The organism is Bordetella muralis, from assembly GCF_965139205.1.
GTDB classification, from domain to species: domain Bacteria; phylum Pseudomonadota; class Gammaproteobacteria; order Burkholderiales; family Burkholderiaceae_B; genus Bordetella_A; species Bordetella_A muralis.
The window spans coordinates 1-26,896 of the sequence record NZ_CBCSIU010000037.1 but is presented as its reverse complement, the minus strand read 5'-3'; the positions used below and the strand labels follow the sequence as shown (position 1 = coordinate 26,896).

The 26,896-nt window shown below is 59.5% G+C and carries 26 protein-coding genes; 4 read left to right on the top strand and 22 right to left on the bottom strand.

The features are described from left to right. Positions 1-306: 306 nt before the first annotated feature. The 4 genes from ACNA0I_RS25855 to ACNA0I_RS25840 are packed head-to-tail and all read right to left on the bottom strand — an operon-like array spanning position 307 to position 5,353. Positions 307-948, bottom strand: coding sequence for a TetR/AcrR family transcriptional regulator (locus ACNA0I_RS25855; RefSeq protein WP_415808888.1), 642 nt, complete (start codon positions 946-948; stop codon positions 307-309). After that, positions 945-2,594, bottom strand: coding sequence for an efflux transporter outer membrane subunit (locus ACNA0I_RS25850; protein WP_415808887.1), 1,650 nt, complete (start codon positions 2,592-2,594; stop codon positions 945-947). Before ACNA0I_RS25850 ends, ACNA0I_RS25855 begins: the two co-directional genes overlap by 4 nt. A 3-nt stretch (positions 2,595-2,597) precedes the next feature. Then, complete coding sequence (locus ACNA0I_RS25845) at positions 2,598-4,184, bottom strand: DHA2 family efflux MFS transporter permease subunit (RefSeq protein WP_415808886.1); 1,587 nt, start codon at positions 4,182-4,184, stop codon at positions 2,598-2,600. Further along, a complete protein-coding gene (locus ACNA0I_RS25840; RefSeq protein ID WP_415808885.1) occupies positions 4,181-5,353 on the bottom strand; it encodes an HlyD family secretion protein in 1,173 nt (390 codons plus the stop codon). The genes ACNA0I_RS25845 and ACNA0I_RS25840 overlap by 4 nt, the downstream gene beginning before the upstream one ends. Positions 5,354-5,471: 118 nt before the next feature. On the opposite strand from ACNA0I_RS25840, the gene ACNA0I_RS25835 reads away from it, so the two are divergent. Next, positions 5,472-6,494 carry an ABC transporter substrate-binding protein gene (locus tag ACNA0I_RS25835; protein ID WP_415808884.1) on the top strand — a complete coding sequence of 341 codons (1,023 nt, stop codon included), beginning with the start codon at positions 5,472-5,474 and terminating at the stop codon, positions 6,492-6,494. A 14-nt stretch (positions 6,495-6,508) separates the two neighbouring features. Here the strand turns inward: ACNA0I_RS25835 and ACNA0I_RS25830 are convergent, their stop codons facing one another. The 18 genes from ACNA0I_RS25830 to ACNA0I_RS25745 all read right to left on the bottom strand — a co-directional run bounded on the left by ACNA0I_RS25830 (position 6,509) and on the right by ACNA0I_RS25745 (position 23,500). Then, a complete protein-coding gene (locus tag ACNA0I_RS25830) occupies positions 6,509-7,327 on the bottom strand; it encodes an N-acyl homoserine lactonase family protein (RefSeq protein ID WP_415808883.1) in 819 nt (272 codons plus the stop codon). Between the two features lie 3 nt (positions 7,328-7,330). Then, positions 7,331-8,044: an ABC transporter ATP-binding protein gene (locus ACNA0I_RS25825; RefSeq protein WP_415808882.1), complete on the bottom strand. Its 714-nt coding sequence runs from the start codon at positions 8,042-8,044 to the stop codon at positions 7,331-7,333. Continuing rightward, positions 8,031-8,816 carry an ABC transporter ATP-binding protein gene (locus tag ACNA0I_RS25820; protein WP_415808881.1) on the bottom strand — a complete coding sequence of 262 codons (786 nt, stop codon included), beginning with the start codon at positions 8,814-8,816 and terminating at the stop codon, positions 8,031-8,033. The genes ACNA0I_RS25825 and ACNA0I_RS25820 overlap by 14 nt, the downstream gene beginning before the upstream one ends. Beyond that, positions 8,813-9,784, bottom strand: a complete 972-nt coding sequence (locus ACNA0I_RS25815) for a branched-chain amino acid ABC transporter permease (RefSeq protein WP_415808880.1) — start codon at positions 9,782-9,784, stop codon at positions 8,813-8,815. Before ACNA0I_RS25815 ends, ACNA0I_RS25820 begins: the two co-directional genes overlap by 4 nt. 1 nt (position 9,785) lies before the next feature. Then, the gene (locus ACNA0I_RS25810) at positions 9,786-10,655 is read right to left on the bottom strand and encodes a branched-chain amino acid ABC transporter permease (RefSeq protein WP_415808879.1); all 870 of its coding nucleotides are present in this window, start codon (positions 10,653-10,655) and stop codon (positions 9,786-9,788) included. A gap of 14 nt (positions 10,656-10,669) precedes the next feature. Further along, on the bottom strand, positions 10,670-11,833 hold the full coding sequence (locus tag ACNA0I_RS25805; protein WP_415808878.1) for an ABC transporter substrate-binding protein: 1,164 nt from the start codon (positions 11,831-11,833) through the stop codon (positions 10,670-10,672). A gap of 11 nt (positions 11,834-11,844) precedes the next feature. Continuing rightward, positions 11,845-12,705, bottom strand: coding sequence for an alpha/beta fold hydrolase (locus tag ACNA0I_RS25800; protein WP_415808877.1), 861 nt, complete (start codon positions 12,703-12,705; stop codon positions 11,845-11,847). Beyond that, complete coding sequence (locus ACNA0I_RS25795) at positions 12,702-13,088, bottom strand: hypothetical protein (protein ID WP_415808876.1); 387 nt, start codon at positions 13,086-13,088, stop codon at positions 12,702-12,704. Before ACNA0I_RS25795 ends, ACNA0I_RS25800 begins: the two co-directional genes overlap by 4 nt. Before the next feature lie 106 nt (positions 13,089-13,194). Further along, positions 13,195-13,872: a 3-oxoacid CoA-transferase subunit B gene (locus tag ACNA0I_RS25790; protein WP_415808875.1), complete on the bottom strand. Its 678-nt coding sequence runs from the start codon at positions 13,870-13,872 to the stop codon at positions 13,195-13,197. Next, positions 13,862-14,554 (bottom strand): 3-oxoacid CoA-transferase subunit A, encoded by a 693-nt coding sequence (locus ACNA0I_RS25785; RefSeq protein ID WP_415808874.1) that lies wholly within the window; start codon positions 14,552-14,554, stop codon positions 13,862-13,864. Before ACNA0I_RS25785 ends, ACNA0I_RS25790 begins: the two co-directional genes overlap by 11 nt. A gap of 33 nt (positions 14,555-14,587) precedes the next feature. After that, positions 14,588-15,760 carry a thiolase gene (locus ACNA0I_RS25780; protein WP_415808873.1) on the bottom strand — a complete coding sequence of 391 codons (1,173 nt, stop codon included), beginning with the start codon at positions 15,758-15,760 and terminating at the stop codon, positions 14,588-14,590. Beyond that, on the bottom strand, positions 15,757-16,146 hold the full coding sequence (locus ACNA0I_RS25775; protein WP_415808889.1) for a Zn-ribbon domain-containing OB-fold protein: 390 nt from the start codon (positions 16,144-16,146) through the stop codon (positions 15,757-15,759). Before ACNA0I_RS25775 ends, ACNA0I_RS25780 begins: the two co-directional genes overlap by 4 nt. A 43-nt stretch (positions 16,147-16,189) precedes the next feature. Further along, on the bottom strand, positions 16,190-18,286 hold the full coding sequence (locus tag ACNA0I_RS25770) for a 3-hydroxyacyl-CoA dehydrogenase NAD-binding domain-containing protein (protein ID WP_415808872.1): 2,097 nt from the start codon (positions 18,284-18,286) through the stop codon (positions 16,190-16,192). After that, entirely contained in the window at positions 18,283-18,495 is a 213-nt protein-coding gene (locus ACNA0I_RS25765) for an acyl-CoA carboxylase biotin carboxyl carrier protein subunit (RefSeq protein WP_415808871.1), read from the bottom strand. Before ACNA0I_RS25765 ends, ACNA0I_RS25770 begins: the two co-directional genes overlap by 4 nt. 10 nt (positions 18,496-18,505) lie before the next feature. Further along, on the bottom strand, positions 18,506-19,870 hold the full coding sequence (locus ACNA0I_RS25760; RefSeq protein WP_415808870.1) for an acetyl-CoA carboxylase biotin carboxylase subunit: 1,365 nt from the start codon (positions 19,868-19,870) through the stop codon (positions 18,506-18,508). A 10-nt stretch (positions 19,871-19,880) separates the two neighbouring features. After that, positions 19,881-21,428 carry an acyl-CoA carboxylase subunit beta gene (locus ACNA0I_RS25755; RefSeq protein ID WP_415808869.1) on the bottom strand — a complete coding sequence of 516 codons (1,548 nt, stop codon included), beginning with the start codon at positions 21,426-21,428 and terminating at the stop codon, positions 19,881-19,883. Between the two features lie 29 nt (positions 21,429-21,457). Beyond that, on the bottom strand, positions 21,458-22,435 hold the full coding sequence (locus ACNA0I_RS25750; RefSeq protein ID WP_415808868.1) for a Bug family tripartite tricarboxylate transporter substrate binding protein: 978 nt from the start codon (positions 22,433-22,435) through the stop codon (positions 21,458-21,460). Between the two features lie 99 nt (positions 22,436-22,534). Further along, positions 22,535-23,500: a Bug family tripartite tricarboxylate transporter substrate binding protein gene (locus ACNA0I_RS25745; RefSeq protein WP_415808867.1), complete on the bottom strand. Its 966-nt coding sequence runs from the start codon at positions 23,498-23,500 to the stop codon at positions 22,535-22,537. A gap of 176 nt (positions 23,501-23,676) precedes the next feature. Between ACNA0I_RS25745 and ACNA0I_RS25740 the strand changes: the two genes are divergently transcribed. The 3 genes from ACNA0I_RS25740 to ACNA0I_RS25730 are packed head-to-tail and all read left to right on the top strand — an operon-like array spanning position 23,677 to position 26,804. Beyond that, positions 23,677-25,140, top strand: a complete 1,464-nt coding sequence (locus ACNA0I_RS25740; RefSeq protein WP_415808866.1) for an aldehyde dehydrogenase — start codon at positions 23,677-23,679, stop codon at positions 25,138-25,140. 29 nt (positions 25,141-25,169) lie between these two features. After that, the gene (locus ACNA0I_RS25735) at positions 25,170-26,069 is read left to right on the top strand and encodes an NAD(P)-dependent oxidoreductase (RefSeq protein WP_415808865.1); all 900 of its coding nucleotides are present in this window, start codon (positions 25,170-25,172) and stop codon (positions 26,067-26,069) included. A gap of 15 nt (positions 26,070-26,084) precedes the next feature. Further along, positions 26,085-26,804, top strand: a complete 720-nt coding sequence (locus ACNA0I_RS25730) for an IclR family transcriptional regulator (protein WP_415808864.1) — start codon at positions 26,085-26,087, stop codon at positions 26,802-26,804. Positions 26,805-26,896: the final 92 nt, after the last annotated feature.

Genomic DNA, 26,896 nt, shown 5'->3' with positions numbered 1-26,896 from the left:
TCCGTGCTCAACGGCCCGGTGCCGCACTCAGGCACGCNCCCGGGACTCACAATAGAGATAAACAACGGATGCTGACTGGCCCACGACCAGTTTTTTTAGCACGGCATCCAGCATCCGATGCCAGCAGACATTGCGAGCATTCGGTCGGNGTGCAAAAGCCGCGCAGGCCCGTAGAGCGCGGATTTAGCCCGCGAAGCGGGCCGAGGCCCCTGGTCATGGGCCGAGTCCGTGCGATAGGGCCTGCGCGGCTTTTGCACACCGACCGAATGCGCCTAAAGAACTCGACTCATTGCGAGCGAACACCCCTTACTCAACGCCACCGCCACCACCAAACGCCCGCAAGAACACCTCCACACTCTCGCGCACATGCTCATGAATGCCAGCCTGCAACTGCCTCGCCGCACTGGCATCAAACAGCGCCGTCATCGCAACATCCCCCCGCACGATAGAGAGAAACGTCTGCGCAGCAAACTGAGGGTCCGGACAGGAAAGCTCGCCCTTCTGCGACGCCTGCAACAACATCTGCGCCACACTGTCCCGCAACGGCGCCCGGAAATCTTGATTGATGATGCGGCCGAGCTCTGGAAATCGCAACGTCGCAGCAATAATGGCGCGAAAGAAAAACACATGATCCGGCATCGTCGCCGCACAAATCACCGTATTGCCGATCTCGAGCAACTTATCCCGGATAGGCCGGCTCTCGTCTTCGCTGGTCGACATGATGGTCGCACGCAGCGTCGTGACCTCGCGCTGAATGACTGCGACAAAAACCTGTTCTTTCGTAGGATAGTACGCATACAACGTAGCCTTTGAGACCTCGGCTTGTGCGGCGATCATATTCATCGTCGCGCCCTCAAAGCCATGCTGCAGGAACAGATCACGCGCAGCCTGGATGACCTGCTCCTGCTTGCGCCCCAACACGTTCGTGGGCATCGCGGACTGCGTCATTGCGCCGGCTCCGATTTTCCTAGACCGGCATTATCGCGCGAATCTCCCTTATCCTCGATCGGTTCAGATGGCGCAACGTGCCCGGCATTGCCGATAGACCCGACTGGCGGCAATGGTGCCCCTGGTTGCACATCATCCTGCCAGCCTCCACCCAAGGCCTTGTACAGTGCCACCAGATCGGTCGTTACCTGCAGATTGGCCTCGACCCACGCTTGCCGGGATTCATCCAATCTTGACTCTGCAGACAATACATCCAGAAAGCTGCCCAATCCTCCCCTATACGCGTCCCGCGCGAGTTCGAAAGCCTCCTGGCCCGCATCTACCGCGCGTTGCAGAGAATCGCGCTTGACCTGATCGCTGCGATACGCGACCAATGCGTTCTCTACATCTTGCAGCGCGGTCAGCACGGTTTGCCGGTAGTTCAACGCCATCTCGGCTTGCTGGGCTTTGGCGAGCTTCACATTTTCGATCAAGCGGCCGCCCTGAAAAATCGGCAAAGACACACTGGGACCGATCGACCAGAACCGGCTGGCCCATCGGCCTATGTAGTCGCCATCGGTGGCACGCGAACCGAATTGCCCTGACAACGAGACATCGGGAAATAGCTGCGCGATCGAGACACCCGTTTGTGCCGTCGCGGCATGCAGCTGGGCTTCGGCCTGCCGTACGTCAGGACGGCGGCGCGCCAACGTCGATGGCACACCGACAGGCACCATTTGCGGTACGGCGGGAATGGCTGCCGGTGCACTGAGCTCGGCATCCAACGCCCCTGGCGTCAATCCCAGCAGCACCGCCAACGCATTGGATGCCTGGCGCTCCTGCCGCTCGGTCGACGGCAAACGCGACTCCAGCTGCGCGAGTTGCGTCTGCTGGTTAGCGACATCCATTTGACTTGCCAGTCCTGACCGCTGGCGGCTCTGTGTCAGATCCAAGGTATCGCGCGCGACATTCAACTCATTCTGCAAAACTTGCCGCATTGCTTGTGCGCCGCGTAGTTGTGCATAGGCCTGTGCCACCTCGGCTTGCAGGCTGACCAAGGCATCGTTACGGCTTTCTATGACTGCATCCGTTTGGGCCTGGGCAGCCTCTTCGGCACGGCGCACACGGCCGAACAGATCCAGTTCCCACGAGGCATCAAAGCCAACCTGAAACAATCCCGTTGGCTGAGTGATTTGGTCCAGCACATCTGACGCGCCGTCATAGTCCCGGGCTTTGTCATACGCACCATTGGACTGCAACAGGCCCTTCAACCCCAGCAACTGGCGGTTGTAGCTGGCGTTGGCGCTGATGCTCGGCAATCCTGCAGCCCCCTCCATCTGGGTTTGCGCCCGGCCTTGCGCAATACGCAGCACCGCCATACGCAACGTCAGGTTGCCCGCGATGGCGCGCTCGATCAGGCTGTCCAGCACCGGATCCTTAAACCCCCGCCACCAACGCGGGTCCGGCTCGGACTGCATCGTCACTGAAGACGCAGCCTCCGATGATTGTTTCGTATCGTTGAACTGCGCGGGCGCTTGAGAATCCGGTTGATGATAATCAGGCCCTACCGCGCAACCTGCCAGCATCAAGGCGAGCAACACGCTCGTCGCTCGCGGCGTAAAACGATGAAAGTGATTGAGCATACGTGATGAATGATGATTAGCCATGGCTCAATGTCCCGGTGCAGCACCCGCGGTCTTCACTTTGGAAAACAACAGCGTCAGCGGAATCAAACAAAAGGCCAGAATGGCGCAATAAATGAACACGTCCTTGTAAGCCAGGATGGTCGATTGCGCGATCAGCGTTTGGTACATGTGTGCGGCGGCAGCCTGCGTGCTGTCGCCAGCGACGTGCGCATAATCCTGGATCGAATTCGTCAGGCCCTGCAGGGTGTCTTGATAGTTCTGATTGGTGGTGCTCAGATGCTCGGATAAATACGCCTGCCGCACCTGCGAACGCTCACGCAACAATGACGATGCCGTCGAAATACCAACCGAGCCGGCGATATTGCGGAACATCGTAAACAACGCCGTGCCGTCGGCCTGCAAGCGCGTTGGCAGCGTGATATAGGCCAGCGTCGTCACCGGTACAAACAACAGTCCTATCGCCATCGACTGCGCACTGCGCATCATCGCCAGGTTGTGAAAATCAATATTGGGAGTCAGTCCGTGCGAGTACACCATCGCCAACCCTAGCAACAAGAACCCCGTGGCCACGATGTAGCGTGTCTGGACATGCGGCATGATTTTGCTGACGATGGGAATGATCAAGATGATCAGCACCGCGCCTGGCGTCAGCACCAGCCCCGCCCACATCGCGGTATAGCCGAGTTGCTGTTGCGCCAACTGCGGAATCAACACTGCACTGCCATACAGCACCGTCGCAAAACCAAATATGCAAACGCATGCCAAGGCGAAATTGCGGTCTTTCAAGGCGCGCAACTCCACCACCGGATGACGCGTGCGCAATAACCAAATCACTGCGCCGACGAGGCCCACTACCGTCAGCACTGCTGATACCCTGATGAAGTTCGATCCCAGCCAATCCAGGTTTTCGCCGCGATCCAAGGTCACCTCCAGCGCACCCAGACCCAAGGCAATCAATCCAATACCGATATAGTCGACGCTTAGCGTGCCTTTATCAGCGCGCTTTTCCCAGGGTGGGTCCTCGACAAACTGCATGACCGCCAACGCCGTGACGATCCCCACCGGCACATTGATCAAGAATACCCAACGCCATGAGAACGTATCAGTAATCCAGCCACCCAGGGTCGGACCGCAGATCGGCGCCACGATGATGGCGATCGCAGAGACAGAAAACGCCTTGCTGCGATCCTCGGGCGGGAAATAGTCCAGCAAGATGGCCTGCTGATTGGGCTGCAATCCACCGCCGAAAAAACCTTGCAGCAAGCGAAACAGGATCAGTTGCCACAATTCGGTCGCCACGCCGCACATGAACGAGCACACGGTGAACATCACAATGCACACCATGAAGTACCGCTTGCGGCCCATCCAGCGCCCTAAAAACGCCGAGATCGGCAACACGATGCTGTTGGCCACCAGGTATGAGGTCAACGCCCACGTGGACTCGTCATAGCTGGCCGACATGGTGCCCGCGATATGGGGCAACGCGACGTTCACGATGGTGGTGTCCAACACCTCCATGAACGCCGCCAAGGTCACGATCACGGCAACCGCCCAGGGATTGGCGCGCGGCGTCCAACCGAGTTGGCCCTGCACGCTGCCAGCCGCACTCATTGCACAGTCACCGTAGGAATCACTGACAGCCCCAGCGGCAACGGCTGTTTTGCATCCAGCCCCTCGTCGATGACGATTTTCACCGGTACCCGTTGCACGACTTTGACGAAGTTACCGGTCGCGTTTTCCGCCGGGAATGCGGAAAAGCGCGAACCGCTGCCTTGTTGAATGCTGTCGACATGGCCGCTGAGCTTGAGACCGGGATAGGCATCGACTTCGATGTCCACCTTGTCGCCGGGTTGCATGCGATCCAGTTGAGATTCCTTGAAATTCGCAGTGATCCATCGATCAAGGGTGACCAGCGTGAACATCGCACTGCCCTGTTGCACCAGCGTGCCCACCTGCACATTGCGCCGGGCAACCCAGCCATCGCTTGGCGCACGGATCTCCGTGCGCGACAGATCCAACTCGGCCTGCGCCAATTCGGCCCGCGCTTGCTCTACCTGTTGCTTGCGCTGCGCCACTATGGTCCGGACTTCGGCCACTTGCTGCGAGGCCTGACTGGCAATGCGCACTTGCGCCTGTGCCGATTGCAACGTGGCCCGCGCATCGCGCAACTGGGCATTCGCCGCATCGATGTTCTCTTGCGTCGTCGCGCGCGCATTGACGGAACGTTGGCGGCGATACGATTGCTCGGCACGTTGCAAGGCCGCAGAGGCCGAGGCCTCTTGCGCCTTGGCCTGGTCCAGTTGAGCGGGATACTGGGTCTGCGCCAAAGTGAGTTGCACCTCGGCCTGGTCGTACTGCGCCTGTGCCAACCCCAACTGCGCCTTGGCGCGATCACGTCGCGTCACATAATCACGCGGATCGATACGCAACAACAAGTCGCCACGTTTCACGTAGGCGTTATCCTGAATGTGCAGTTCCTCGACATAGCCGCTGACCTGCGCCGCCATACTGACTGTGTTGCCTTCAGTGAAGGCATCGTCGGTAGACTCTTGATTGCGGGTCAGAAACCACCACCCCACACCTAGAATGACGATGATAAAGACCACCAGAATCAAAATGGCCTGGGATCTTTTACTGGCCGGTTTCCCGCGGACGTCTGCCGTACGGCCCGGGCTATTGTTTTGTGAGGCACTCTCACCCTGCGCCGCGGCCCCTGCCGCCACCGGCGCATGATCAGCGTTCTGCGCCGAATCGGCTTTAGGAATCGAATCGTTTTCCATGGATTTTGCAACGCACAAAATAAACTGAGACGTTCAGTCTAGTTTTGATCACCTTACAAAAACCCGACAAGGCCTACGTACAATGAAGTTTCCTCCCTTCGTCAGTCCAGGAATTCCCATGCGCCTGATGCGTTCCGCTGTGAGCTTTCTCGCCGTCCTGACCAGCGCCACGGCGCTGCTCTGGTCCTCATCCGCCTCTGCTGCCTCGGCCTCCTCCACCGCCTCTTGCGAAATCGACCGGCCCGTGCGCTTCAGCGGACTGAACTGGGAATCCAACCTCGTCCTCGCCGGTATCGAACGCTTTATCGTGGAACACGGCTATGGTTGCAAAACGTCGGTGGAAATCGGCGAAACCTTGGCCATGCTGGCCGCATTGCAACGCGGCGATGTGGACGTGACGCCCGAAGTCTGGCCCGGCCAGATCGAGGTCGCCTGGGAAAAGGCCCAGAAATCCGGCAAGGTCCTTGCCGCAGGCCATGTCTTTGATGCAGGCGAAGGCTGGTACATCCCGCGCTACACCCAGGAGCGCCATCCCGAGCTCAAGCAAGCCGCCGATCTAAAAGCATTCACAAAGGTCTTTGCCGACCCCGAGGATCCATCCAAAGGGCGCATTTATGGCTGCCCCGCCGGTTGGGCGTGCGGCACCCTGAATGCAAATCTGCTCAAGGCCCTGAAACTCGAAGACCAATACACGCTCTTCGCACCCGGCTCCGGCGCCGCGCAAAAGGCCGCCATCATCTCGGCCTATAAACGCAAACGCGACATTGTGTTTTATTACTGGACACCCACGGCATTGGTGGGATCGCTGGACCTGGTCAAACTGGAACTGCCGCCGTTCGATCAAGCGGCCTACACCTGCATGACCGATCCTAAATGCGAAAACCCGGTTGCTACCGAGTTCAAATCCAATCGCGTCGTCACCGGCTTGAACGCCGATTTCGCACGCCAGGCTCCGCAGCTCGAAGCATTTTTCACGAAACTCAATGTGCCCGGTGCGGCCATCGATGACACATTGGGATGGCTGGAAAACGAAAAGGCCGAACCCGAGGACGCTGCGTTGTATTTCCTGCGCAAGTATCCTGACGTCTGGCAAAAGTGGGTTCCCACGGACGTTGCCGAGCGCGTGCAAGCGAAGCTATAAGCACCTGCAGGCTTTCACGACCCGAAAGGCTCGGGCATCTCGTGCAACATGACGATGTCAGGCTCCCCGGAATACGCAGGATAGCGCCGCAATACTTGCGGGTCGTGCCCAGGCACGACATAGTCCGGGCCAGCGACCGCTTCGCGTAACCGCTGATGGCCTGCCAGCATGTCGGCCACATTGAAGACGATGGGAAACGGACGACCCTCATCCATGTTCTCGTAAAAGTGGCTGGCATCCGAGGCCAGGACGACCCAGCCACGGCGAGTATGTACGCGGACTGCCTGCAGTCCCTTTGTATGGCCGCCGATTTTCAACAATTCAATGCCCGGGTACAGCGTAGTGTCACCGTCATGGAACACGACGAGTTCCTCGTACACGCGGCGCACCATCGATACTACGTCTTCTACCTCATAGGCGTGGCGCAACGATGCGTGGCACATACAACGTCCTGTCGCATAGTCGAGTTCATCGTCTTGCACATGCAGGCGTGCGCCGGGCACCTTTGCCAGATTACCCGCATGGTCATAGTGCAGATGCGTCAACACCACATCACGGATCTGCGCTGGCATCACCCCCAATCGTTCAAGGTGCTCAATCGGACAGGCAATAAAGTCCCGACGGCGCCGGGCTGCCATTTCCGCGCTGAAACCGGTGTCCACCAGCACGCAGCGATGCTGATCCCGTATCAACCAGACGAAAAAATCCATGGGCATCGGCCCATCGTGCAGATCGCCCCCCAGGAAATTCTCGGCCCGCCGCCGCGACACCGTCGCATAGCGGACTGCATAGACTTCGTATTCTGGTAACGCCTGTGAAGCAACGCCAGTCATAGGTCAGATTCCAAGATAAGCCTTTTGTACAAAGGGGTCCGCTAGCAATTCGACGCCTTTACCGGTCCGTACGATCTCGCCATGCTCTAGCGCATAGGCACGATGCGACAAGCGCAGCGCCAAGCGGGCATTCTGCTCGACCAGCACGATCGACATCCCTTTGTCGCGATTGATCCGTTCGATTGCGGCAGCAATTTCACCGACTATTTTGGGGGCAATGCCGAGGGACGGTTCATCCAGCATCAGCAGCCTGGGATTGGCCATGAGAGCCCGGCCTATCGCCACCATCTGCTGCTCTCCCCCGGACAATGAGCCCGCCAACTGTGCGTTGCGTTCTTTCACTCGGGGAAACAGCGCATATACCTCATCCAGACTATGCGCCACGGCCGAACGCGACCGCACACCGTGCGCGCCCGCCAACAAATTATCACGCACGGACATGCGGCCAAACAGGCGCCGGCCTTCTGGCGACAGGGCGATACCGGCAGAGACTCTGGCGGCAGCCCCGTGCGAAGCGATGTCATGACCATCAAAACGTATGGTGCCTTCCGCCGCACGAACCAAACCAATGACAGCCTTCAACGCCGTGCTCTTGCCGGCGCCATTTGACCCGATCAACGCGACGATCTGGCCCGCATCGACCGAGAAATCGATGTTATGCACCGCACGCAACGCGCCATACCGCACCGTCAGGCCGGTCACCTCAAGCATGGGCATAGTCTGGTGCTCCTAGGTAGGCTTCGATAACGGCTGGATGTTCACGAATTTGCTGTGGGGTGCCTTCGGCAATTTTTTCCCCTTGCACCAGGACCACGATACGTTGGCACAGCTCCATCACCAAGGCCATATGGTGCTCGACCAGCAGCAAGGTCAAACCATGCTCGTCGCGCAGGCGGCGCAACAAATTGCCGAGTTCCCGGCACTCTTCGTGATTCAAGCCGGCGGCCGGCTCATCGAGCAGCAGCATGCGGGGCCGAGCAGCCAATGCCACTGCAATACCCAGCTTTTTCTGCAGGCCATAGGCTAGAGCACTTGCAGGGGCTTCGCGCCACGTATCAAGATCGGTCATGGCCAAGATGCGATCGATTTCTTCGCTCACTTGCCCTCTGGACAATGCCGCATCACGCCGCCCGACCAGGCGCGCAGCCATCGATCCAGAGATTCGCGACAACAGCCCGCGATAAATATTCTCTGCGACCGACACAGCAGGATAGGTGCAGGTCGCCTGGAATGTACGAGCCAGCCCCACGGCGACGACACGGCTCGGCGGGCCTCCCGTGACATCGTGATCCGCGAACCGCACCGTCCCCGACGAGGGAGGCATGCTGCCGCTGAGCACATTGAAAGCCGTTGTCTTGCCGGCACCATTCGGGCCGATGAGACCGAAGATCTCGCCCTCTGCCACCGAGAACGTCAAGTCGCGCAACGCGGTCAATCCGCCAAATCGACGTGACAGGTTGTTGGCCTGCAATAACGGAGGGGAACTCATGCATGCTCCTTGCGTCTACGATCGACATGGCGCGCGATTCCGACCAACCCATCGGGTAAAAAGCGCAGAATCAAGATCAACGCGGCTCCGTAGAACACGTGCTGTGTCTGCACTGCACCGCGAAACAATTCCGGTAACGGCGTCAGCACCAAGGCGCCGATCAACGGCCCCCATACCGACTGACGTCCGCCGATCACCAGCATGATGACAAACGCGACGGACATCCCGGTATTAAAAGACTCTGGCGACACAAAGCCGATATAGCGAGCCTGCAACGCACCGCCCAATGCCGCCAACATGCACCCCATGACAAAGCAGAGCAGCTGCAACCGATGCACATTCAGGCCGGTAGATTCCGCCAAGGCCGCATTGTCGCGCACGGACTCAACCGCATGTCCCAATGGACGCCGAAACAGCCACCACAAACCTGCCGTCGACAACAATGCCGTCACCAATGCCAAACCATAGAACCGGCCGCGCGTATCGAATTCGAATCCGAGCAGCGACGCCGCCGGAATACCCGCTATCCCGTTCGCACCGCCACTCCAACTTGCTCCGTCCAGCAGCGCCAATCTGATCAGTTCCCCGAATGCGAACGTCACCAGCACAAAATACACACCACGCAGCCGCAAGATGACCCATCCCAAGAGCGCGGCAATCAACGCAGCAGCCACCACCCCTGTCGCGGCGGCAGGGAGAAAAGACCATCCCAGATGCTGGCCCGCCAGCACGGAGGCATAGGCGCCTACGGCAACGAATGCAGCGTGGCCTAGAGACAGTTGCCCCCCGAGATTAATGAGCGCCAAACCATTGACGATCAGGATGTTCAATGCCGTCAATACTGCCAGATGCAGCACGAATGGACTGCCGAACCATGGCAGCATCCCCGCCAGCACGATCCCGGCCAGCGCTGCTATCCGCCAACCGGGATGCATCGTTTGTCGAGTCGTCAGAGCCAATGCCGTCATATCAAACCTCTCCTCGACCGAGCAACCCTTTGGGGCGTACCACGAGCATCAGAATCACCAAGGCAAAAATCAACATGTCTGCCGTGCTGCTTGTGAGATACAGGCTGGCATAGCTTTCCACCAATCCCAACACCAACCCGGCGACAGCGGCGCCAGGAATACTGCCCAGCCCGCCCAGGATCACGACGATAAAGGCCTTGAGCAATGGCGTAGCGCCAACGAATGGCGAGACCGAAAACAACGGCGCCATCAAGGCCCCCGCCACGGCGGCCAGGCCCACACCAATGCCGAATCCCAATGGATAATAGATACGAGCGCGTATGCCCTGTATAGAAGCGATTTCGAAATCCTCGACCACAGCGCGCAATGCGCGACCCGGACGCGAATAGCGTAGAAAGCCATACAGCAACGCCAGCACCACAAGGGCAAAGACCACGACGTAAACCCGCGCCGAGGGAATCACCACTGATCCCAGCCTGGTCACGCCCTTTACCACGGCAGGCATAGACAGCGGATCAGGACCAAAGAACATCAGGGCCAGGTTCTGCAAGATCATGGCCAATCCAATGGTGGCGATCATGCCGTTGAGCTCATCGTGCCGGAATGGCTGCAATATCACCCACTCCAGCAACGCGCCTATCACCACGGCGCCGGCGAACGTAACGGCCACGGCTGCCAGAAAAGGCAGATGCAGATTGCTCGTCAGAAAATACGCGCCAAAGGCGCCCAGCATGTAGAACTCGCCATGTGCAAAGTTCACCATGCGCATGACACCGAACACCAGCGTGAAACCCACCGCCATCAAGAGATACAGCAGGCCCACGACCAGTCCGTTGATGGTGGCTTGCGCCACCAGAATGCTCCAGTCCACGCACGCCTCCTGGGTTATTGGCAGCCGTCGACGGTGCAGCGAGCGCGAATGACTTCCTTGGCCTCGTGCACTTGCGCCACATAGAATGGCGCATTCAACTGATGGTTGATGCCATACATTGCCTGCCCGGTCCAATTCAACGTGCCCAGCGCCCCGTCGAAATTACTGATTTTTTGTAATTCGTCGCGGACCTTCTCGGTATCTGACACCGTGCCGGCACGGCGCATCGCTTCAAACAACAGATTGGTTCCGTCATAAAAAGCGGGGCTGAAGCCGTTCATCGCATGCTTGTATTTGGCTGCATACAGGTCGGCATAGGCCTTGGTCGAGGGCAACGCCGGGTCGACAGGCGTATGCACGAACATCCCTTCGGCCGCCTCCGGCCCCGCTACATTGATGATTTCCTGAGTCGCGGGGCCGCCCGTGCGCACGATCTTGCCGGAGAATCCCAACTCACGCGCCTGCTTCACTATCAGGCCGGCCGTCGTAGGCGAATTACCATCCAACTCGATGGCGTCGATTCCCCGCGCCATCATGCGGGTCAACAGCGGTACGAAATCGACGCGATCACGCTCGAAGAATTCCTTCACTGCGAGGTCTGCGCCAGCCTTCTTGTAGGCTCCTTCCAAGTCGGAAGCAATCTGCTGACCCGTTTCGTCATTGGGAAACAGGGCACCCACTTTTTTCAAGCCCTGTGTCTTCACCAACCAATTGATCTGCGGTTGCGAGACCTCGGCGGTGGTCACATTGGGGCGGAACGTATATGGTTTGTCGGGGCTCAAGGCTTTTGCCGTAAAGCCCAGCGTCATGACAATGACCTTGTTTTTCTCGGTGGTCGGCTGTATTGCCAGCACCGGCGCCGAGCCTACCGGGCCGATGATGTACTGCACTTTGTCCTCGAACACGAGACGGTTGGCCACCGTCACAGCCTCGTTGGCCTGGTACTTGTCATCGTAGGCCACGACACTGACCTGATACTTCTTGCCGCCCACCTCGAGTCCACCTGCCTTGTTGACTTGATCAGCGGCAATCTCCGCGGCGTTTTTCATGCCCTGGCCCCAGGCAGCGCCTGCTCCGGACAACGTTACCAGGGCACCGATCTTCAGTGTCTCTTGAGCGCAGACGGCTGCGGGCAAAACCAGGCAAGCGGCAACTGCCGCCATGCGAGTGGATATCATGTTGTCTCCTGTTATCGGGCCGCCGAACGGGACGCAACCGCATCCAGCACGGGCAGCAAATAGCCGCGAAACTGCTGCGGATTCTCGCTCATGGGGAAATGCCCCAGTTCGCGCATGATCGTGACTTGTGCACCCGGGATGGACGCAGCAGTACGCAAGGTGTCCTCGGGCGTACAAGAAAAATCGTATTCACCTGTCAACAGGTACAGGGGACACACATCCGTACGGATGCCATCCAGCCTGCCACGTAGATCGCCATCGACGCGATAGAAATACAGATCGCCGCGAAACACGCCCGGACCACCTTGCATGTACTGCCATAGCGTCTCGTGGCGATATACGGCAGGCGACTGCGGCGCCACCAGGCCCGACACCAAGGCGGCACACACCTCGCCGCCATGCACATCGCCGCGATGCAACCACGATGTGTCGTACCAAGGCTGCTGAAAATCCGCCGCCTCGACGCCGATCAGCGCGCGGAAACGTTCTGCATGCAACCGGGCCAGCTCCAGCACAATCCGGCCGCCGATAGAACAACCGATCAGCGCGGGACGATCTAACGCCAGCGCATCGCAAAAAGCCAGGATCGTCTGCACATACTGTTGCGTCGTCAATTGATATTGGGTGTCCTGCCACCCTTGCGGCGGATAGGATTTGCCATGCCATGGCATATCAAAGGCGATCACGCGAAAGCGTGAGGTCACGGCCTCATCGCACATCAGATGCCGATACTGACGGCTGTCGGCGCCCGCAGTGTGCAGGCAGACCAACGGTATACCGCTGCCAGCCTCTTCGAAATACACGCGGCAAGATTGGCCAGCGACATCAAGATGCACATAGCGTCCCGTGATGGGCTCCAGTTCGGCGCTCATGGGTTCTCCTCGCGGCCCGCGGCCAACAGATCCTTGACATACTGCAGGTTGGCCATCAAAGGCTGCAAATTACCCAGAATCTCCAGCTCTCCGCGTTTGCTGAGCGCAAAAATATCGTGCCAGCCGGGTGCCGGTGTTGCGCGCCAGAACTCCTGCCAAGCGTGTTCCGACGCACGCACAGCAAAATCCCATGCGTACATGGGCGGCAACTGCGTTTGCACCTGCATGACGGCGCCATCGCGTATGCACACCCGCACAGGGCTGGCGCCAAACTGCACCAACATATCTGCAGTGAACAGACGGTCCCGCGTAAATGTGCTTGCAACCCGCACAAAACGCGCAGCCAACTGCGCCCCGGCAGACTGGTCTATCTGGATATTCATGTCTCCATTCCCGTGGATCGTTCTTTTTGACAGAACACTTATTCTTTCTATAAGAACATTCTAGGCAGGCCAGTTTCTCGCTGTCAACCAATTTGCCGCACAAAAATCAGTTTGCTTCGACGATCAGCTCGCGCCAATCGGGCGCCAGACTCAACGGGCAGTCCGTCACCGCCTGCAATGCCTCTAGCGTCAGGCCAGCCACCATCCCCCGCACCATCAGTTCGCCAGGCGTGATGTCCATGATGGCGAGGTCCGTATAGATGCGATCCACCACTCCTGAGCCCGTCAGCGGGTAACTGCATTGCTGGACGATCTTTGGCTCTCCGCGCTTGGTCACGTGCTCCATGGTGATATAGACCTGGCGTGCGCCGGCCACCAGGTCCATAGCGCCGCCCACGGCCGGAATCGTCCCCGGCTCGCCCGTATCCCAATTCGCCAGATCACCGCAGCCTGACACCTGAAACGCGCCGAGCACCGTCAGATCCAAGTGGCCACCGCGCATCATGGCAAACGACATCACATGATCGGTGATCGACGCCCCCGGCAGCAACGTGACTGCCTCTTTACTGGCATTGATCAGATCCAGATCGAGGGGTATCCCGGGATCCCCAGGTCCCATGCCCACGATACCGTTCTCGGTATGCAGAATCACATCTCGATCGCTGGGCAAGAAAGCCGCCACCAGCGTCGGAATGCCTATGCCCAGGTTCACATACGCGCCATCCGGAATATCCTGTGCGACCAGACGGGCGATCTCCCGCCGAGACAATTTTTCAATGGACATGTTGATCTCCCGCCTGCACCACTTTCTGCACAAAAATCCCGGGGGTCATCACGTGCTGCGGCTCAATTGCCCCCAAGGGCACAATCTCGTCTACCTGAGCAACCGTCAGCGTCGCAGCTGTACACATCACTGGCGCAAAATTGCGCCCCGCGTAGCGATAAACCAGATTGCCCCAGCGGTCGCCTTGCTGGGCTTTTACTAACGCGAGGTCGCCTTTCAGCGGCGTTTCGAGCACATAACCCACTCCGTCGATCACCCGGGTTTCCTTGCCTCGCGCGAGAGGTGTCCCGTAGGAAGTCGGCGTAAAGAAAGGGCCCATCCCCGCACCGGCAGCCCGCATCCGTTCGGCCATCGTGCCTTGCGGCACGCATTCCAGTTCTATGCGTCCGGCACGATATGCATCCGCAAAAGCCGCAGCATTGGGATTCTTGCGATCCGATGACCGGGCGAATGAGCAAATCATTTTGCGTACACGCCCTGCCTCGACCAATTGACTCAAACCACGAGGGCCATTGCCTGCGTTATTGTTCACGATCGTCAGATCACGAGCCCCCTGTTCGAGCAGAGCGCAAATCAATGCGGTCGGCACACCGGAAGCGCCGAATCCTCCTATCAACACCACAGCCCCATCCTGCACATCGGCTACCGCCTCATGCAACGATTCCACGATCTTGTCCAACATGGTTTTCCTTGAGATTTGTCGCAAGACCTGCGTTTAACGTGTCGACGGGCCGCCCAACAACGCGGTGGATTGGCTGGACAATGTGCCCCCGTTACCGTGTACCAGGGCAATTTCGGCGCCAGGAACCTGACGATCACCGGCTTGTGCTCTCAATTGCCTGACTGCCTCGATAATCAGGAAGATGCCGTACATACCCGGATGAACGCACGACAGCCCCCCGCCATTCGTGTTCACCGGCAGTCGGCCTCCCGGCGCGATGCCACCGTCCTGCACAAAGGATCCGCCCTCACCCTTGCCGCAGAAACCGAGGTCCTCCAGGAACAATAATGTGTTGATCGTGAACGCGTCATATAGCTCCACCACGTCCACATCGCCAACGCTCAGGCCGGCCATGTCCAGGGCACGCTGGCCGGATTCAGCTGCGGCAGTCACCGTCAGATCCGCCATGCAAGAGATCTGACGATTCCACACCGCCGTGGCGCTACCCAATACGTACACCGGCGGCTGCGGCAAATCGCGCGCCCGGTCGGCACGCACCATCACATAGGCGCCAGCGCCGTCTGTGACCAAGCAGCAATCACGCACGCTCAGAGGGTCCGACACCATACGCGCGCCCAGCACATCATCGATCGTCAGCGCGTCGCGCATGGCGGCCTCGGGATTGAGCTGCGCCCATTGACGCGCGGCGACCGCGACTTCGGCGAGATGCCGCCGCGTGGTTCCGTATTCATGCATGTGCCGCGCGGCGGCCAATGCATAAGAAGTGATGGGAGAAATCGGTTCGTAGGGTTGCTCGAATGGCTGAGGGTCGAGCAAGGCGCGGGCCTTTACACCCGCCTGGCGCCCGAAGGTAGCCGTTTTTTGTGTACTGCCGTAGCACACCAATACCGCATCGCACTGGCCCGTCACCAGCGCCATTACAGACGGCAGCAGATGCGCGACAAAACTGGAGCCGCCCAACATCGTCGCCTCGATATAACGAGGCCGCAGTCCCAGATACTCGGCAACAGGCATGCTCCACATGGTGGCCGACGAGCTGCACGTGGCCAGCCCATCGATGTCGCTCATCGACATCCCGGCATCCGCGACCGCTCTCGCAGCCGCCTGCGCCAGAATTTCCATTTCGGTATACCCGTGGGCCGCCCCCAGGCCTGCATGCCCTACCCCAACGATCGCCACCTGTCCACGCAAACTCTCCAGATTCATTCTGCAGCCTCCGTCACGAAAACCAGCCGCGGTGCGGCATCCATCTGGCGTACCCGCGCCTGAACTGCCATGCCGATACGCACGTCCGTAGCGGCAACCCCTTCAACCTGGCTCATGAGTCGTACGCCTTCTTCCAGATCGATCAGAGCGACGTTGTAATCCCCTCCTGCCTCAGGCTTGCGCCGCACGACACTTGTGGAATACACCGTGCCTCGTCCAGAAGGACGGATCCAAGTCAGATCCTCTGCGCCGCAATGCATACACACCGTACGAGGGAAAAACTGGCAGGCTTGGCAAACGCCGCAATGCTGGATCTCAAACCGCCCCTCTGACAGCGCGGCAAAGTAATGCGCCTGAGGTCCCATGCCTGCCGCCTCGCTAGCCATGCCCATCTCCTTTTTTGTATCCAAACGCGTTCTCCTATGTTTCTCAGGTATCGCCGAAACTGCGACCTTCACGCACCAGCCGCTGAAGCAGCGGCGCCGGCGCCCACAGCTCGCCATGCTGAAGATGAAACCGTTCGATCGTGTTCAATACATTCGCCAGCCCTATCTGGTCGGCATAGAACATCGGCCCGCCGCGATATACAGGAAAGCCATACCCATGGGCATAGATGACATCGATATCCGATGCTCTTGCGGCAATACCTTCTTCGAGGATGCGTGCGCCTTCATTCACCAGGGCATACACCGTACGCTCGATGATCTCTGCATCACTGATGTCCCGGCGCGTGATGCCATCCTCACGGGCACATTGCTCGATCAGCAGATCCACCTCAGGATCGGGCAGCGGGCTTCTGCTGTCCTTTTCATAGCGATAGAATCCCGCGCCGGTCTTCTGGCCGAACCGTCCGCGCTCACATAAGGTGTCGGCGACTCTCGAATAACGTTGGTGGGCAGGCCGCGTGGGCGCCAGCCGCTTGCGTGCCGCCCAACTGATGTCCAGCCCTGCCATATCCGCCATGCGCAATGGGCCCATGGCGAAGCCGAAACGTTGCAGAGCGCCATCGACCTGCGAGGGTGATGCGCCCTCCTCCAGCAGGAAATGGGCTTCACGTGTATAGGGACTCACCATTCGATTACCGACGAACCCATCGCATACACCCACCAGCACGGGCAGTTTTTTCATGCGGCGTGCCAGATCAAACACCGAGGCGATGACCTCGTCTGTCGTAGCAGTCCCGCGAACGACCTCAACCAGGCGCATCACGTTTGCAGGGCTGAAAAAATGCGTGCCCAAGACCAAGCCCGGCCGACCCGTCGCTTGCGCCAATAGATTGATATCCAGACGGGAGGTGTTCGATGCCAGCACGGTTTCCGGCTTGCAGACCTGATCCAATGCGCGGAACAATTCAAGTTTGACGGCCATGTCTTCGAAGGCGGCCTCGATCACTAACTCAGTTTCCGCCAAATCGGCCAGGCTCAAACTGCAACGAATGCGGGCCAATCGCGCATCACGCTCCTGCTCGGTCAATCGACCCTTGGCAACGGTTGCAGCATAGTTTCGCTGAATGAGAGCCCAGCCGCGGTCGAGCGCAGCCTGCTCACGCTCAACCAGAATCACCGTGATGCCCGCGTTAGCCAGGCTCATGGCGATGCCGCCGCCCATCGTTCCGGCGCCCACCACCCCCACGATCTGAAGCGAGGCATTTGTACGCCGTTGCGTGGGCGGTCTCTGCGCTTTGCGTTCGGCAAAGAACAGGTGACGCTGGGCCTTCGATTGTTCGCCATTGACCAACTCGACGAAGCGCTGGCGCTCGTAGACCAGGCCCGCATCAATATCACTGCTGACAGCTTGTTCGATGCAATCTACGCAAGCATCAGGCGCCACGCATCCCCGGTAGAGACGGGCTCCCTCGGACCGCGCCCGGGCGTACGCCGTAGGATCGGCGGGCGCCTGCGCGCGGCGTGCGCCCAGCACTCGCGTTTGCAATGGCTGTCCGGCCTGCTCGAGGGCATAGGCAACGGCTTGCTCCACAAGCTGACCGTCGAATACCGCATCGATCAGGCCCCACTGCATCGCGGTGCCGGCATCGACAGGATCGCCAGTGACGATCATGTTCAACGCGCGCTCGACACCGATAGCACGCGGCAAACGCTGCGTTCCTCCACCGCCAGGCAGGATGCCCAGCTTCACCTCGGGCAGCCCCAACGAGGTATCGGTATGCGCCACGCGATAATGGCAGCCTAGCGCCAACTCCAGCCCGCCGCCCAGCACCGTCCCATGCATCGCCGCCACAATGGGCTTACCGGCCTGCTCACACTGCCGCACGATGTCTCGCAATGTCGGCTCTCGTACCGACGCAGGGGTATTGAATTCACGGATTTCCGCACCACCGCAAAACAAAGTCCCCGCGCCGGCCAACACAATAGCCTGCACACCCGGATCCGCCAGGGCTGACGTCAACGCATCATGTAGCCCCTGGCGTATCGCTGCACTCAAACTATTGACCGGCGCGTTATCCAGCGTCAATAGTGCAACACGGCCGCTAGCGCGACGTTCGGTATGAATCAGTGCCGTACTCATGCCAGTTCCAGCAGGGCCTGGCCTTCATCGACCTCGTCACCCACCGCGATCAGCACCTGCGCAACCGTGCCGGCGCGCTCCGCCTCGACCGGCAATTCCATTTTCATCGACTCGATCGTGGCTATCGTGTCCCCCTCTGCAACGCGAGCGCCGACGGCTACGGTTACTGACAGCACGCGGCCTGCTACCGGTGTTTCCAATTTGCTCATTGTGGTCTCCTTACGATATCTGCGCGGGTTCGCGCGTAGCAGCCAATACACGGCTGGCCATGCCAGTCGAGACTCGGCCTGCACGAAAATCTGCGTCTGCCAACACTTGCATGACAAACGGAATATTGGTTTTGATGCCCTCGATCCGGAATTCGGACAGCGCCCGCTCGAGCAGATCGATCGCGCCGGCCCGAGTCGCCGCATGCGCAATGACTTTGGCCACTAAGGGATCGTAGTGACTCGAGACTCGGCAGCCTGCCGCATATCCCGTTTCGACACGGACACCGGACATGGCAGGCAGCTCGAACCTCGTCAGCATTCCAGGCGACGGAAAAAAACGAACGGGGTCTTCGGCATAGACCCGCGCCTGCACGGCGTGGCCCATAGGTACCGGTACGGAATCAAGTACGGTGTCCAGACGTTCGCCCGCCGCCAATCGCAACTGCGCCACCACGATATCCACACCGGTGACCTGTTCGGTCACCGCATGCTCCACCTGCAGACGCGTGTTGACCTCCAGAAAGGAGAAGCCTGTATCCGGGGTGTACAGCATTTCGACGGTGCCAATCACGTCATAGCCCAGGCCGCCGAGAATGGCCTGCAGTTGAGTGGACATCGCATCGAGCGCAGCGCGATCGATGCCGGGCGCTGGCGCTTCTTCGATGACTTTTTGATGGCGCCGCTGGGTTGAGCAATCACGCTCATACAAGCAGCGAACATTGCCATACCTGTCTGCCAGGAACTGAAACTCCACATGGCGTGGCTCTTGCAACAGCTTTTCGAGATACAGATCCGCACGGCCAAAACTGCGTTGCGCCATATCCCGGGCGCGTGCCCACTGCGTTTCGATATCATGCGGTCCGTTTGCAGGCAGCATGCCGATACCGCCGCCGCCTGCCGCGGGCTTGATCAGCACCGGATAGCCCAGCGCTGACGCAACACGCTGCAATTCCTGAGCACCGCCCTCCAGCACCGCACTGCTCGCCACCATCGGCATGCCGAGCGCTCGCATCGTTTCCCGGGCCTGCGTCTTGTGCCCAAGCAGCCGGATCCAACGTGGTGAGGGCCCGATAAATATCAGCCCTGCATCCTCCACCGCCTGCGCAAAATCCGCATTTTCTGACAGAAAGCCATAGCCAGGATGCACAGCATCCACAGCCTGTTCACGTGCGACGCGCAACAAGGTTTCGATATTCAGATAACTATCGATCGCCGCTGCCGGACCGATCAGGCATTGATGATCGGCCTCCTGCAAATAAGGCATCGCTGCGTCCGCCTCCGAATACACGGCGACAGACTCCATACCCAGCACGCGCAACGCGCGGATGACCCGCCTGGCCACGGCGCCGCGATTCGCGACTAGCACCCGTTTCATCTACCGCTCCTTATGGTCGATAGCCCACGGCGCGCTCGCCGGGTTGGCGTAATGGGATCACCACATCAATGAACTCCCGCAACACGTCACGGGTCTGCGCGGGATCGATAATGTCTTCGACGACGAATGCCTCGGCGCTGCGCATGGGCGAAGTCAAGCTGCGGACACGTTCCTCGATCTCGCGGGTCTTTGCTTCGGCATCGGCGGCCGCCTCGATTTCGGCCTTGTACGCAACCTCCAGCCCGCCTTCGATAGGCAGGGATCCCCATTGTGCCGAGGGCCATGCATAGCGAAAATTGAATCGGCCCGCGCTTTGATGTCCACCCGCGGCTACGCCGAACGCCTTGCGTACCAGAATGGAACACCAGGGTACCGTGGACTGCGCGACCGCCGTCAATGCGCGCACGCCGTAGCGCATCGCACCTGACTTTTCGGCCGCCAGCCCGATTTGAAACCCCGGGATATCGACAAAGTTGACCACCGGCAAATGAAACGTCTCGGCCAGATCGAGCAGTCGCGTGAACTTCTCGGCTGCTGGGCCATCCCAACCACCGCCATACACATACGGGTCGCTGGCAAACACGGCGACGGGCCAGCCGTCAATGCGTGCCAAGCCGGTAATGATGGCCCGCCCCCATCGCCGCCCGATCTCCATGAACGACCCCGGGTCCATCAATGCATCCACAATGGGTCGCATCTTGTACACGTTGCGTCCGTCACGCGGTATGGCGTCGCGTAACCAAGCCAAATCGGGGACCTCGCCCTCAGGCAACGGCCCACGTGCAGGCAATTCGTGCACCGAACGAGGCAAGTACGAAAGAAAGCGGCGCGCCATGGCAAATGCCTGCTCTTCGGATTCCGCCTCGTCGTCGACTACGCCATTACGAGTGTGGATGTCGCTGCCGCCCAACTCGTTCTTGCTCAACACCTGACCGATGCGAGCGACCACAGGCGGACCCGCAATAAACAACTGCGACGTATCGCGCACCATGACCGAGTAATGACTCGCCGCCACCCGGGCCGCCCCCAGGCCTGCGACGGAACCCAATGCCAGCGACACCACCGGCACGCAAGCCAGATTCTGTGTCATCAGCGGCCACATACGCAGCTTGGGCAACAGCGTATGCCCTTTGATCTCGATATTTCGCACCGAGCCGCCGCCACCCGTACCATCGACCAGCCGCACCAATGGCAGGCGCAGATCGTGCGCCATCCGTTCTGACTCAACCAGCTTGTCGCCCACTGCACCATCGTTGGCACCGCCGCGCACAGTGAAATCATCAGCGGCCAGCACGACGGGACGGCCTTGCACACGGGCCCTGCCGATCAGCAAATTCGAAGGCGTCAGATCGAGCAATCGTCCTTGCTCATCGTATTGCGCGCTGCCGGCCAATCCGCCGACCTCGCGAAAAGACCCCGCATCCACCAAACGCTCAATACGTTCGCGCACCGGCAGTTTTCCGCCGTCTCGATGACGCTGAACCTTTTCTGCTCCGCCCATTTGAGCGGCCAGTTTCTTGCGTTGTGCCAGTTCGTCCAGTTCTTTGTGCCACGTCACGCTCTGCTCCTTGTCTTGGGTCGGTACGATCAATCGATCTTGATATTGGCACGCTGAATGAGTGCTTCATTCTGTTTGAGCTCATCCCCGATTTTGGTGCGGAACGCCTCGGGGGACTGCGTCAACGGCCGCCCCTGCAACGCCAGGCGCTGACGGACTGCGGGATCGGACACCACATCGGCGATTGCTTCATTCAACTGTTTCACAATCGCAGGTGGCGTGCCGGCGGGCGCAAATATGCCGACCCAGAACGAAATATCGAAATCGGGATAGCCGAGTTCGGCGACAGCCGGAACCTCTGGCAAATCGTGCCAACGATTCGCCGTCGACACCGCCAGCGCCTTTAGCTTTCCCGCCTTGATCAACGGCACGCCCGACAAGGTGTCAAAACCAAAGTCGACCTCGTTGGCCAGCAATCCTGCCTCCATGGGCGCCGCCCCCCGGTAGGGCACATGCAGCATTTGCACGTCGGCCATCGTGGCCAGTTGTGCGCCGGCCAGATGCATCAGATTGCCATTGCCGGCAGAGCCGTAGCTCACCGACGCAGGTTTCGCGCGCGCCTGGGCGATCAGGTCTTGCACACTGCCCACATCGCGCATACGGCTGTTGTTCGGATTGATCGTCAATACAAACGGCACCTCTACCACCGTCGTGACCGGCGCGAAATCTTTTAGCGGGTGATAGCCGAGGTCTTTGTAGAGCAGCGGATTGACCGTAATGGAACTGGAGTTGCTGACCAGGATGGTGTAGCCATCCGCGGCCGCCTGGGCAACCGCCCGAGCAGCAATCATGCCGTTGGCGCCCGTCTTGTTTTCGACGACGACTGACTGCCCGGTGCGCGCCGACAGTGCATCCCCCACAATACGCGCAACGGTATCGATCGTACTGCCAGGGCTGAATCCCACCACGAATTTCACCGGTTCACTGGGATAGGCAGCATGTGCCGCAACGGTGATCAAACTCATAGCCGCGCCAGCCGCGGCCAGCCAATTGCAAAGACGCTTCATCGATGTCTCCTGATTATGGATATATGTCGCGTCGGACGGTAGCGATAGACCGACGCTGTCGTTAGCTCGATTGCGACGCGCTCAGGGCGTCCTGCACTGCTAAGGTTTGGCTGCGCCAGCGACCTGCACCGCCTTGCCCCATTTTTGTTGTTCGACGGTAATGAAATCGGCAAAGGCCTGCGGCGTGCTGTTGACCACCTCTCCGCCCAACGCCTCGATCCGCTCGCGCATTTTTGGCGTGGCGACAATGCGCGATATATCCTGATAGATGCGCTGCGCGCGCTCCGGCGATAACGATGCGGGAGCCAGAACACCAAACCAGGTTGCTGCCTCAAAACCCGGCATGCCTGCTTCATCGAAGGTTGGCACATTGGCCAATGCAGGGACACGCGTGGCGTTTGCGACAGCCAGAGCGCGCAGCTTTCCTGATTCGATCAACGGTAATGCCGAGGTGATGGTCGCCAACATCATCTGCACCTGACCACCGGCGAGATCGGTAAACGCAGGCGCATCGCCACGGTATGGGACATGGGTGATCGTCGACTGGGTCGCCAGCTTGAATAGTTCACCGCTTAAATGCTGGGCTGTCCCGTTACCTGGCGATGCAAAATTGACCTCATTGCCATGCGTCTTCAGGTAGGTCAAAAAGTCAGGTAGTGTGGTCGCCGGCACGCTGGGATTGACGACCAGCACGAGGGGCACTTTCGTGACCAACGTAATGGGCGCAAAGTCCTTGACGGGGTCGTAGGCCAGGTCCGGATATAGATACCCACTGATGGTGTGCGCGGAGGTCGTCATATACAAGGTATAGCCGTCACCCGGCGCACGTGCGACGGCGGCCGCGGCAATCGTCGTCCCTGCACCGCTCTTGTTTTCAACAACGACGGGCTGTTTCCAGAGCTGCGTCAATTGCTCGGCAACAGCACGCGCAACCACGTCTGTTGCGCCACCTGCGGGATAAGGAACGGTCATGCTGACAGGCTTGACCGGATACGAATCCGCATGAGCAGCACCACCGATTAATACAGCCGCACAGAGACCTGCACGCATCCACTGTTTGAGCATTTTTACGAATCTCCTCTTGTCATTTGCGAGCGGTTTGCTTTATTCTTGATGTTCTGTTTAGCAGAACGTATATTCTATTTTATAGGTTTAGCCACTTTAGGTGTCAACAAGAAAATGCTGTCATCCAGGTTTTCCCCAACCTGCGGGCAGCCATGCCAAAACAAGGAACTACGTGCATGCCAGCCGCATCTGCATCCCCTAATACCGTCAAGCCACTGCTGATTTCTGGCGAATGGATCACCACTGCCACCAGCACTTTTGAATCGATCAATCCTGCAAACGGATCAGCCAACTTTCTAATCAGCGCTGCCTCGGAGTCACTCGTTGATCAAGCTGTCGAATCCGCATGGCAAGCGGTACGCCAACCTGCCTGGCGCGATATGCTGCCGCACAAACGTGCATCCATACTGCGTGCGATTGCCGACGGCATGGAACGTCATGCCGACACATTGGCGCGACTGCAGATGATCGAGAACGGCAAAGTGTGGGCCGAATGCCAGGCACAAGTCGCCAGCGCCGCAGCCACGTTTCGTTATTACGCCAGCGTCTGCGAGACCTTGAATGCAGAGGTCACGCCATCTCGCGGCAATTACTTATCGATGACGCAGTACGAACCCTATGGCGTAGTCGTAGCGATCACACCATGGAATTCGCCCATGACCATGGAAGCGCAAAAGGTCGCACCAGCGCTCGCAGCGGGTAATGCCGTCATCCTGAAACCATCGGAGGTCACCTCCTCGCCGGCTCTCGAACTAGGGCGTATTGCCTTGGAGGCAGGCTTGCCGCCGGGCATTCTGAACGTGGTCACCGGTTTGGGAGCGACAGTGGGGAAACGACTGGTAGAGCATCCCGGCGTACGCATGGTGTCCTTTACCGGCGGCACCGCCAGCGGTCGCGCTATTGCGCTCGCTGCGGCCGAGAAACTCATGCCCGTGGCGCTGGAACTAGGCGGGAAGTCGCCTCATATTGTGTTCGCGGACGCCGACTTGCCCAAAGCAGTCGAGGGCGTGATCGGCGGCATCTTTGAGGGCAGCGGCCAATCGTGCGTGGCAGGTTCGCGACTCTATGTGCAACGAAATATCGCCCAGCAATTCATCGACAAGCTGGTGAAACGGGCTTCGCAACTAAAAGTGGATCTGCCCGATGCGGCAGGTGCGCAAATGGGGCCGATTGCCTCGTTCGCCCACCGCGACAAAATCGAGCGCATGGTGGGCACCGCCTTGGCAGACGGCGGCGAGGTCCTGCTGGGCGGCGAACGCCCTGCCACCGACGCATTGCAATCCGGCGCATTCTACCTGCCCACAATTCTGGGCGGCCTCACGCGCGACGCCCATGCCGTGCGTGAAGAAATTTTTGGCCCGGTCCTGTGTGCGCTGCCTTTCGATGACGAAGACGACCTGATCGATCAGGCGAACGATAGCGTCTATGGCTTGGCCTCAGGCATCTGGACCGCCGACTATCAACGCGCCTGGCGAGTAGCTCGTCGTCTGGAGGCGGGCAGCGTATGGATCAACACCTACAAACAGTTGTCGATTGCGACGCCCTTTGGAGGCTTTAAGCAAAGCGGTATCGGGCGTGAGAAAGGCTTGTCAGGGCTGCGTCTGTACCAGCAATCGAAGGGTATTTATTGGGGCATGTAAGCCTTTTTCATCTCAAGGAGACGATTCACATGACGAATTTCCAGCATGCCGGATTCATCGGCATGGGCGTAATGGGCGAGCCCATCTGTCGCAACCTGGCACAAAAAGGCGGACTGCCCGTGCGAGGTTTCGACAGCAACCCTGAACCTTTGCAGCGCCTGGCGACACACGGCGTGACCACGGCCGCTTCGGTGGCCGAGGTCGCTCAAACCAGCGACATCATATTTTTGTCACTGCCTTCGGGGGAAGTCGTCGCGGACGTCGCACGCGCCCCCCAAGGCCTGTTAGCCCATGCCCGCCCGGGGCAGATCATCGTCGATACCAGCACCTCTCCTATCGACGTAACGCGAGCGCTGGCGGACGAGTTTTCCTCACGTGGCGCTGTCTTTATCGATGCGCCGGTGGCACGTACCCGCGCAGCGGCCGAATCAGGCACCTTGTCAGTGATGGTGGGCGGCGATGCGGGCATCTTTGAACAAGTGCGCCCGCTCATCGCCACCTTTGCCTCCGAGATTACCCATTGCGGTCCGGTCGGCAGCGGTCAGGTCGTAAAGATCCTGAACAATATGGTGTTATTCGAAACGGTGACAGCGCTATCGGAAGCGCGGGCAATTGCGCGCCGTGCCGGCGTAGATCCGCAGGTCCTGCTGGAGACGTTTACGCGTGGGTCCGCGGACAGCTTCGCGTTGCGCAACCATGGCTTAAAGGCTATGCTGCCCGGAAACTTTCCTGAGAAAGCCTTCTCGGTCGAGTACGCCCGCAAAGACCTGCGCTATGCGTTGGCCCTGGCGGCGCAGACTGGCGTGAATGCGTCGGGTGCCCGCAATGTCGATGATTGGTTTGCTGCCGCCATCGAACAGGGCCAGGGCACTTGCTATTTTCCGGTCATCAGTCGATACATCGATGCGGACTCGGCCGGCCCCGATTAACGTCTTATCCGACCAATGAACCGCAGCTCTCAATCTGAACCCTCCTCCGACGGCGTCGCCGCCGTCGAACGTGCCCTATCCATCGTCGACGCCATTGCGCAGCGTACCGAAGCAATCAGCCTGGCTGATCTATCCCGGGCCACGGGGTTCTACAAGAGTACATTGCTGCGGCTGATCGCCTCATTGGAAAAATCGGCATTGGTCGTACGGCGTGCGGATGGCCGATACGCGTTGGGTACCTATGCACATCGCCTGGGGCGCGCCTATGAAGCGACCTATCGCCTCGCCGAGGCCGTCCAGCCGCTATTGCAGCAATTGGTCGATCAAGGCACGGAGAGCGCATCGTTCCATGCCTACCATGATGCGCAGTCGCGCGTGTGCCTGTTACGCGTAGACTCGCATCACTCCACACTGGATCGTATTCGCGTGGGGGACCTGCTGCCGCTGGACAAAGGAGCCGCAGGCCGATTGCTGACAACCTATCTGGTCAAGCGCCAGACCCTGCCACCGTCCGAGCTGACACTCATCTCCATGGGTGAACGGGATCCGAATTGCGCGGCCGTCGCCTGCCCGGTGTTCGGTCCAGACGGAGAGATGTGCGGGGCAATCTCTTTATCCGGGCCGAAGGAGCGCTTTACGCCGGCAGCCATCAAAAAAATGTCGCGTCTTGCGAGTCAGGCTGCTACGGCTGCGACGCAGGCACTCGGTGGGCGGTGGCCGGCTGGTAAAGGTTAAGTTGGGCTTGAGTGTGGGGGGAGGATTGAGTACTTATGGACGTCGATGCGGGGCAGTGGCTGCGTGGGGGCTTCACGTGGCCGGTCCGGCGC

Excerpts from the sequence above, each read along its gene's own strand:
- ACNA0I_RS25750 (WP_415808868.1), bottom strand. The coding sequence starts at position 22,435 with ATGAAGCGTCTTTGCAATTGGCTGGCCGCGGCTGGCGCGGCTATGAGT.
- ACNA0I_RS25780 (WP_415808873.1), bottom strand. The coding sequence starts at position 15,760 with ATGAATCTGGAGAGTTTGCGTGGACAGGTGGCGATCGTTGGGGTAGGG.
- ACNA0I_RS25805 (WP_415808878.1), bottom strand. The coding sequence starts at position 11,833 with ATGATATCCACTCGCATGGCGGCAGTTGCCGCTTGCCTGGTTTTGCCC.
- ACNA0I_RS25840 (WP_415808885.1), bottom strand. The coding sequence starts at position 5,353 with ATGGAAAACGATTCGATTCCTAAAGCCGATTCGGCGCAGAACGCTGAT.
- ACNA0I_RS25825 (WP_415808882.1), bottom strand. The coding sequence starts at position 8,044 with ATGCCCATGCTTGAGGTGACCGGCCTGACGGTGCGGTATGGCGCGTTG.
- ACNA0I_RS25800 (WP_415808877.1), bottom strand. The coding sequence starts at position 12,705 with ATGAGCGCCGAACTGGAGCCCATCACGGGACGCTATGTGCATCTTGAT.
- ACNA0I_RS25765 (WP_415808871.1), bottom strand. The coding sequence starts at position 18,495 with ATGAGCAAATTGGAAACACCGGTAGCAGGCCGCGTGCTGTCAGTAACC.
- ACNA0I_RS25760 (WP_415808870.1), bottom strand. The coding sequence starts at position 19,870 with ATGAAACGGGTGCTAGTCGCGAATCGCGGCGCCGTGGCCAGGCGGGTC.
- ACNA0I_RS25815 (WP_415808880.1), bottom strand. The coding sequence starts at position 9,784 with ATGACGGCATTGGCTCTGACGACTCGACAAACGATGCATCCCGGTTGG.
- ACNA0I_RS25790 (WP_415808875.1), bottom strand. The coding sequence starts at position 13,872 with ATGTCCATTGAAAAATTGTCTCGGCGGGAGATCGCCCGTCTGGTCGCA.
- ACNA0I_RS25820 (WP_415808881.1), bottom strand. The coding sequence starts at position 8,816 with ATGAGTTCCCCTCCGTTATTGCAGGCCAACAACCTGTCACGTCGATTT.
- ACNA0I_RS25775 (WP_415808889.1), bottom strand. The coding sequence starts at position 16,146 with ATGGCTAGCGAGGCGGCAGGCATGGGACCTCAGGCGCATTACTTTGCC.
- ACNA0I_RS25855 (WP_415808888.1), bottom strand. The coding sequence starts at position 948 with ATGACGCAGTCCGCGATGCCCACGAACGTGTTGGGGCGCAAGCAGGAG.
- ACNA0I_RS25845 (WP_415808886.1), bottom strand. The coding sequence starts at position 4,184 with ATGAGTGCGGCTGGCAGCGTGCAGGGCCAACTCGGTTGGACGCCGCGC.
- ACNA0I_RS25735 (WP_415808865.1), top strand. The coding sequence starts at position 25,170 with ATGACGAATTTCCAGCATGCCGGATTCATCGGCATGGGCGTAATGGGC.
- ACNA0I_RS25730 (WP_415808864.1), top strand. The coding sequence starts at position 26,085 with ATGAACCGCAGCTCTCAATCTGAACCCTCCTCCGACGGCGTCGCCGCC.
- ACNA0I_RS25770 (WP_415808872.1), bottom strand. The coding sequence starts at position 18,286 with ATGAGTACGGCACTGATTCATACCGAACGTCGCGCTAGCGGCCGTGTT.
- ACNA0I_RS25785 (WP_415808874.1), bottom strand. The coding sequence starts at position 14,554 with ATGTTGGACAAGATCGTGGAATCGTTGCATGAGGCGGTAGCCGATGTG.
- ACNA0I_RS25745 (WP_415808867.1), bottom strand. The coding sequence starts at position 23,500 with ATGCTCAAACAGTGGATGCGTGCAGGTCTCTGTGCGGCTGTATTAATC.
- ACNA0I_RS25850 (WP_415808887.1), bottom strand. The coding sequence starts at position 2,594 with ATGGCTAATCATCATTCATCACGTATGCTCAATCACTTTCATCGTTTT.
- ACNA0I_RS25835 (WP_415808884.1), top strand. The coding sequence starts at position 5,472 with ATGCGCCTGATGCGTTCCGCTGTGAGCTTTCTCGCCGTCCTGACCAGC.
- ACNA0I_RS25830 (WP_415808883.1), bottom strand. The coding sequence starts at position 7,327 with ATGACTGGCGTTGCTTCACAGGCGTTACCAGAATACGAAGTCTATGCA.
- ACNA0I_RS25795 (WP_415808876.1), bottom strand. The coding sequence starts at position 13,088 with ATGAATATCCAGATAGACCAGTCTGCCGGGGCGCAGTTGGCTGCGCGT.
- ACNA0I_RS25740 (WP_415808866.1), top strand. The coding sequence starts at position 23,677 with ATGCCAGCCGCATCTGCATCCCCTAATACCGTCAAGCCACTGCTGATT.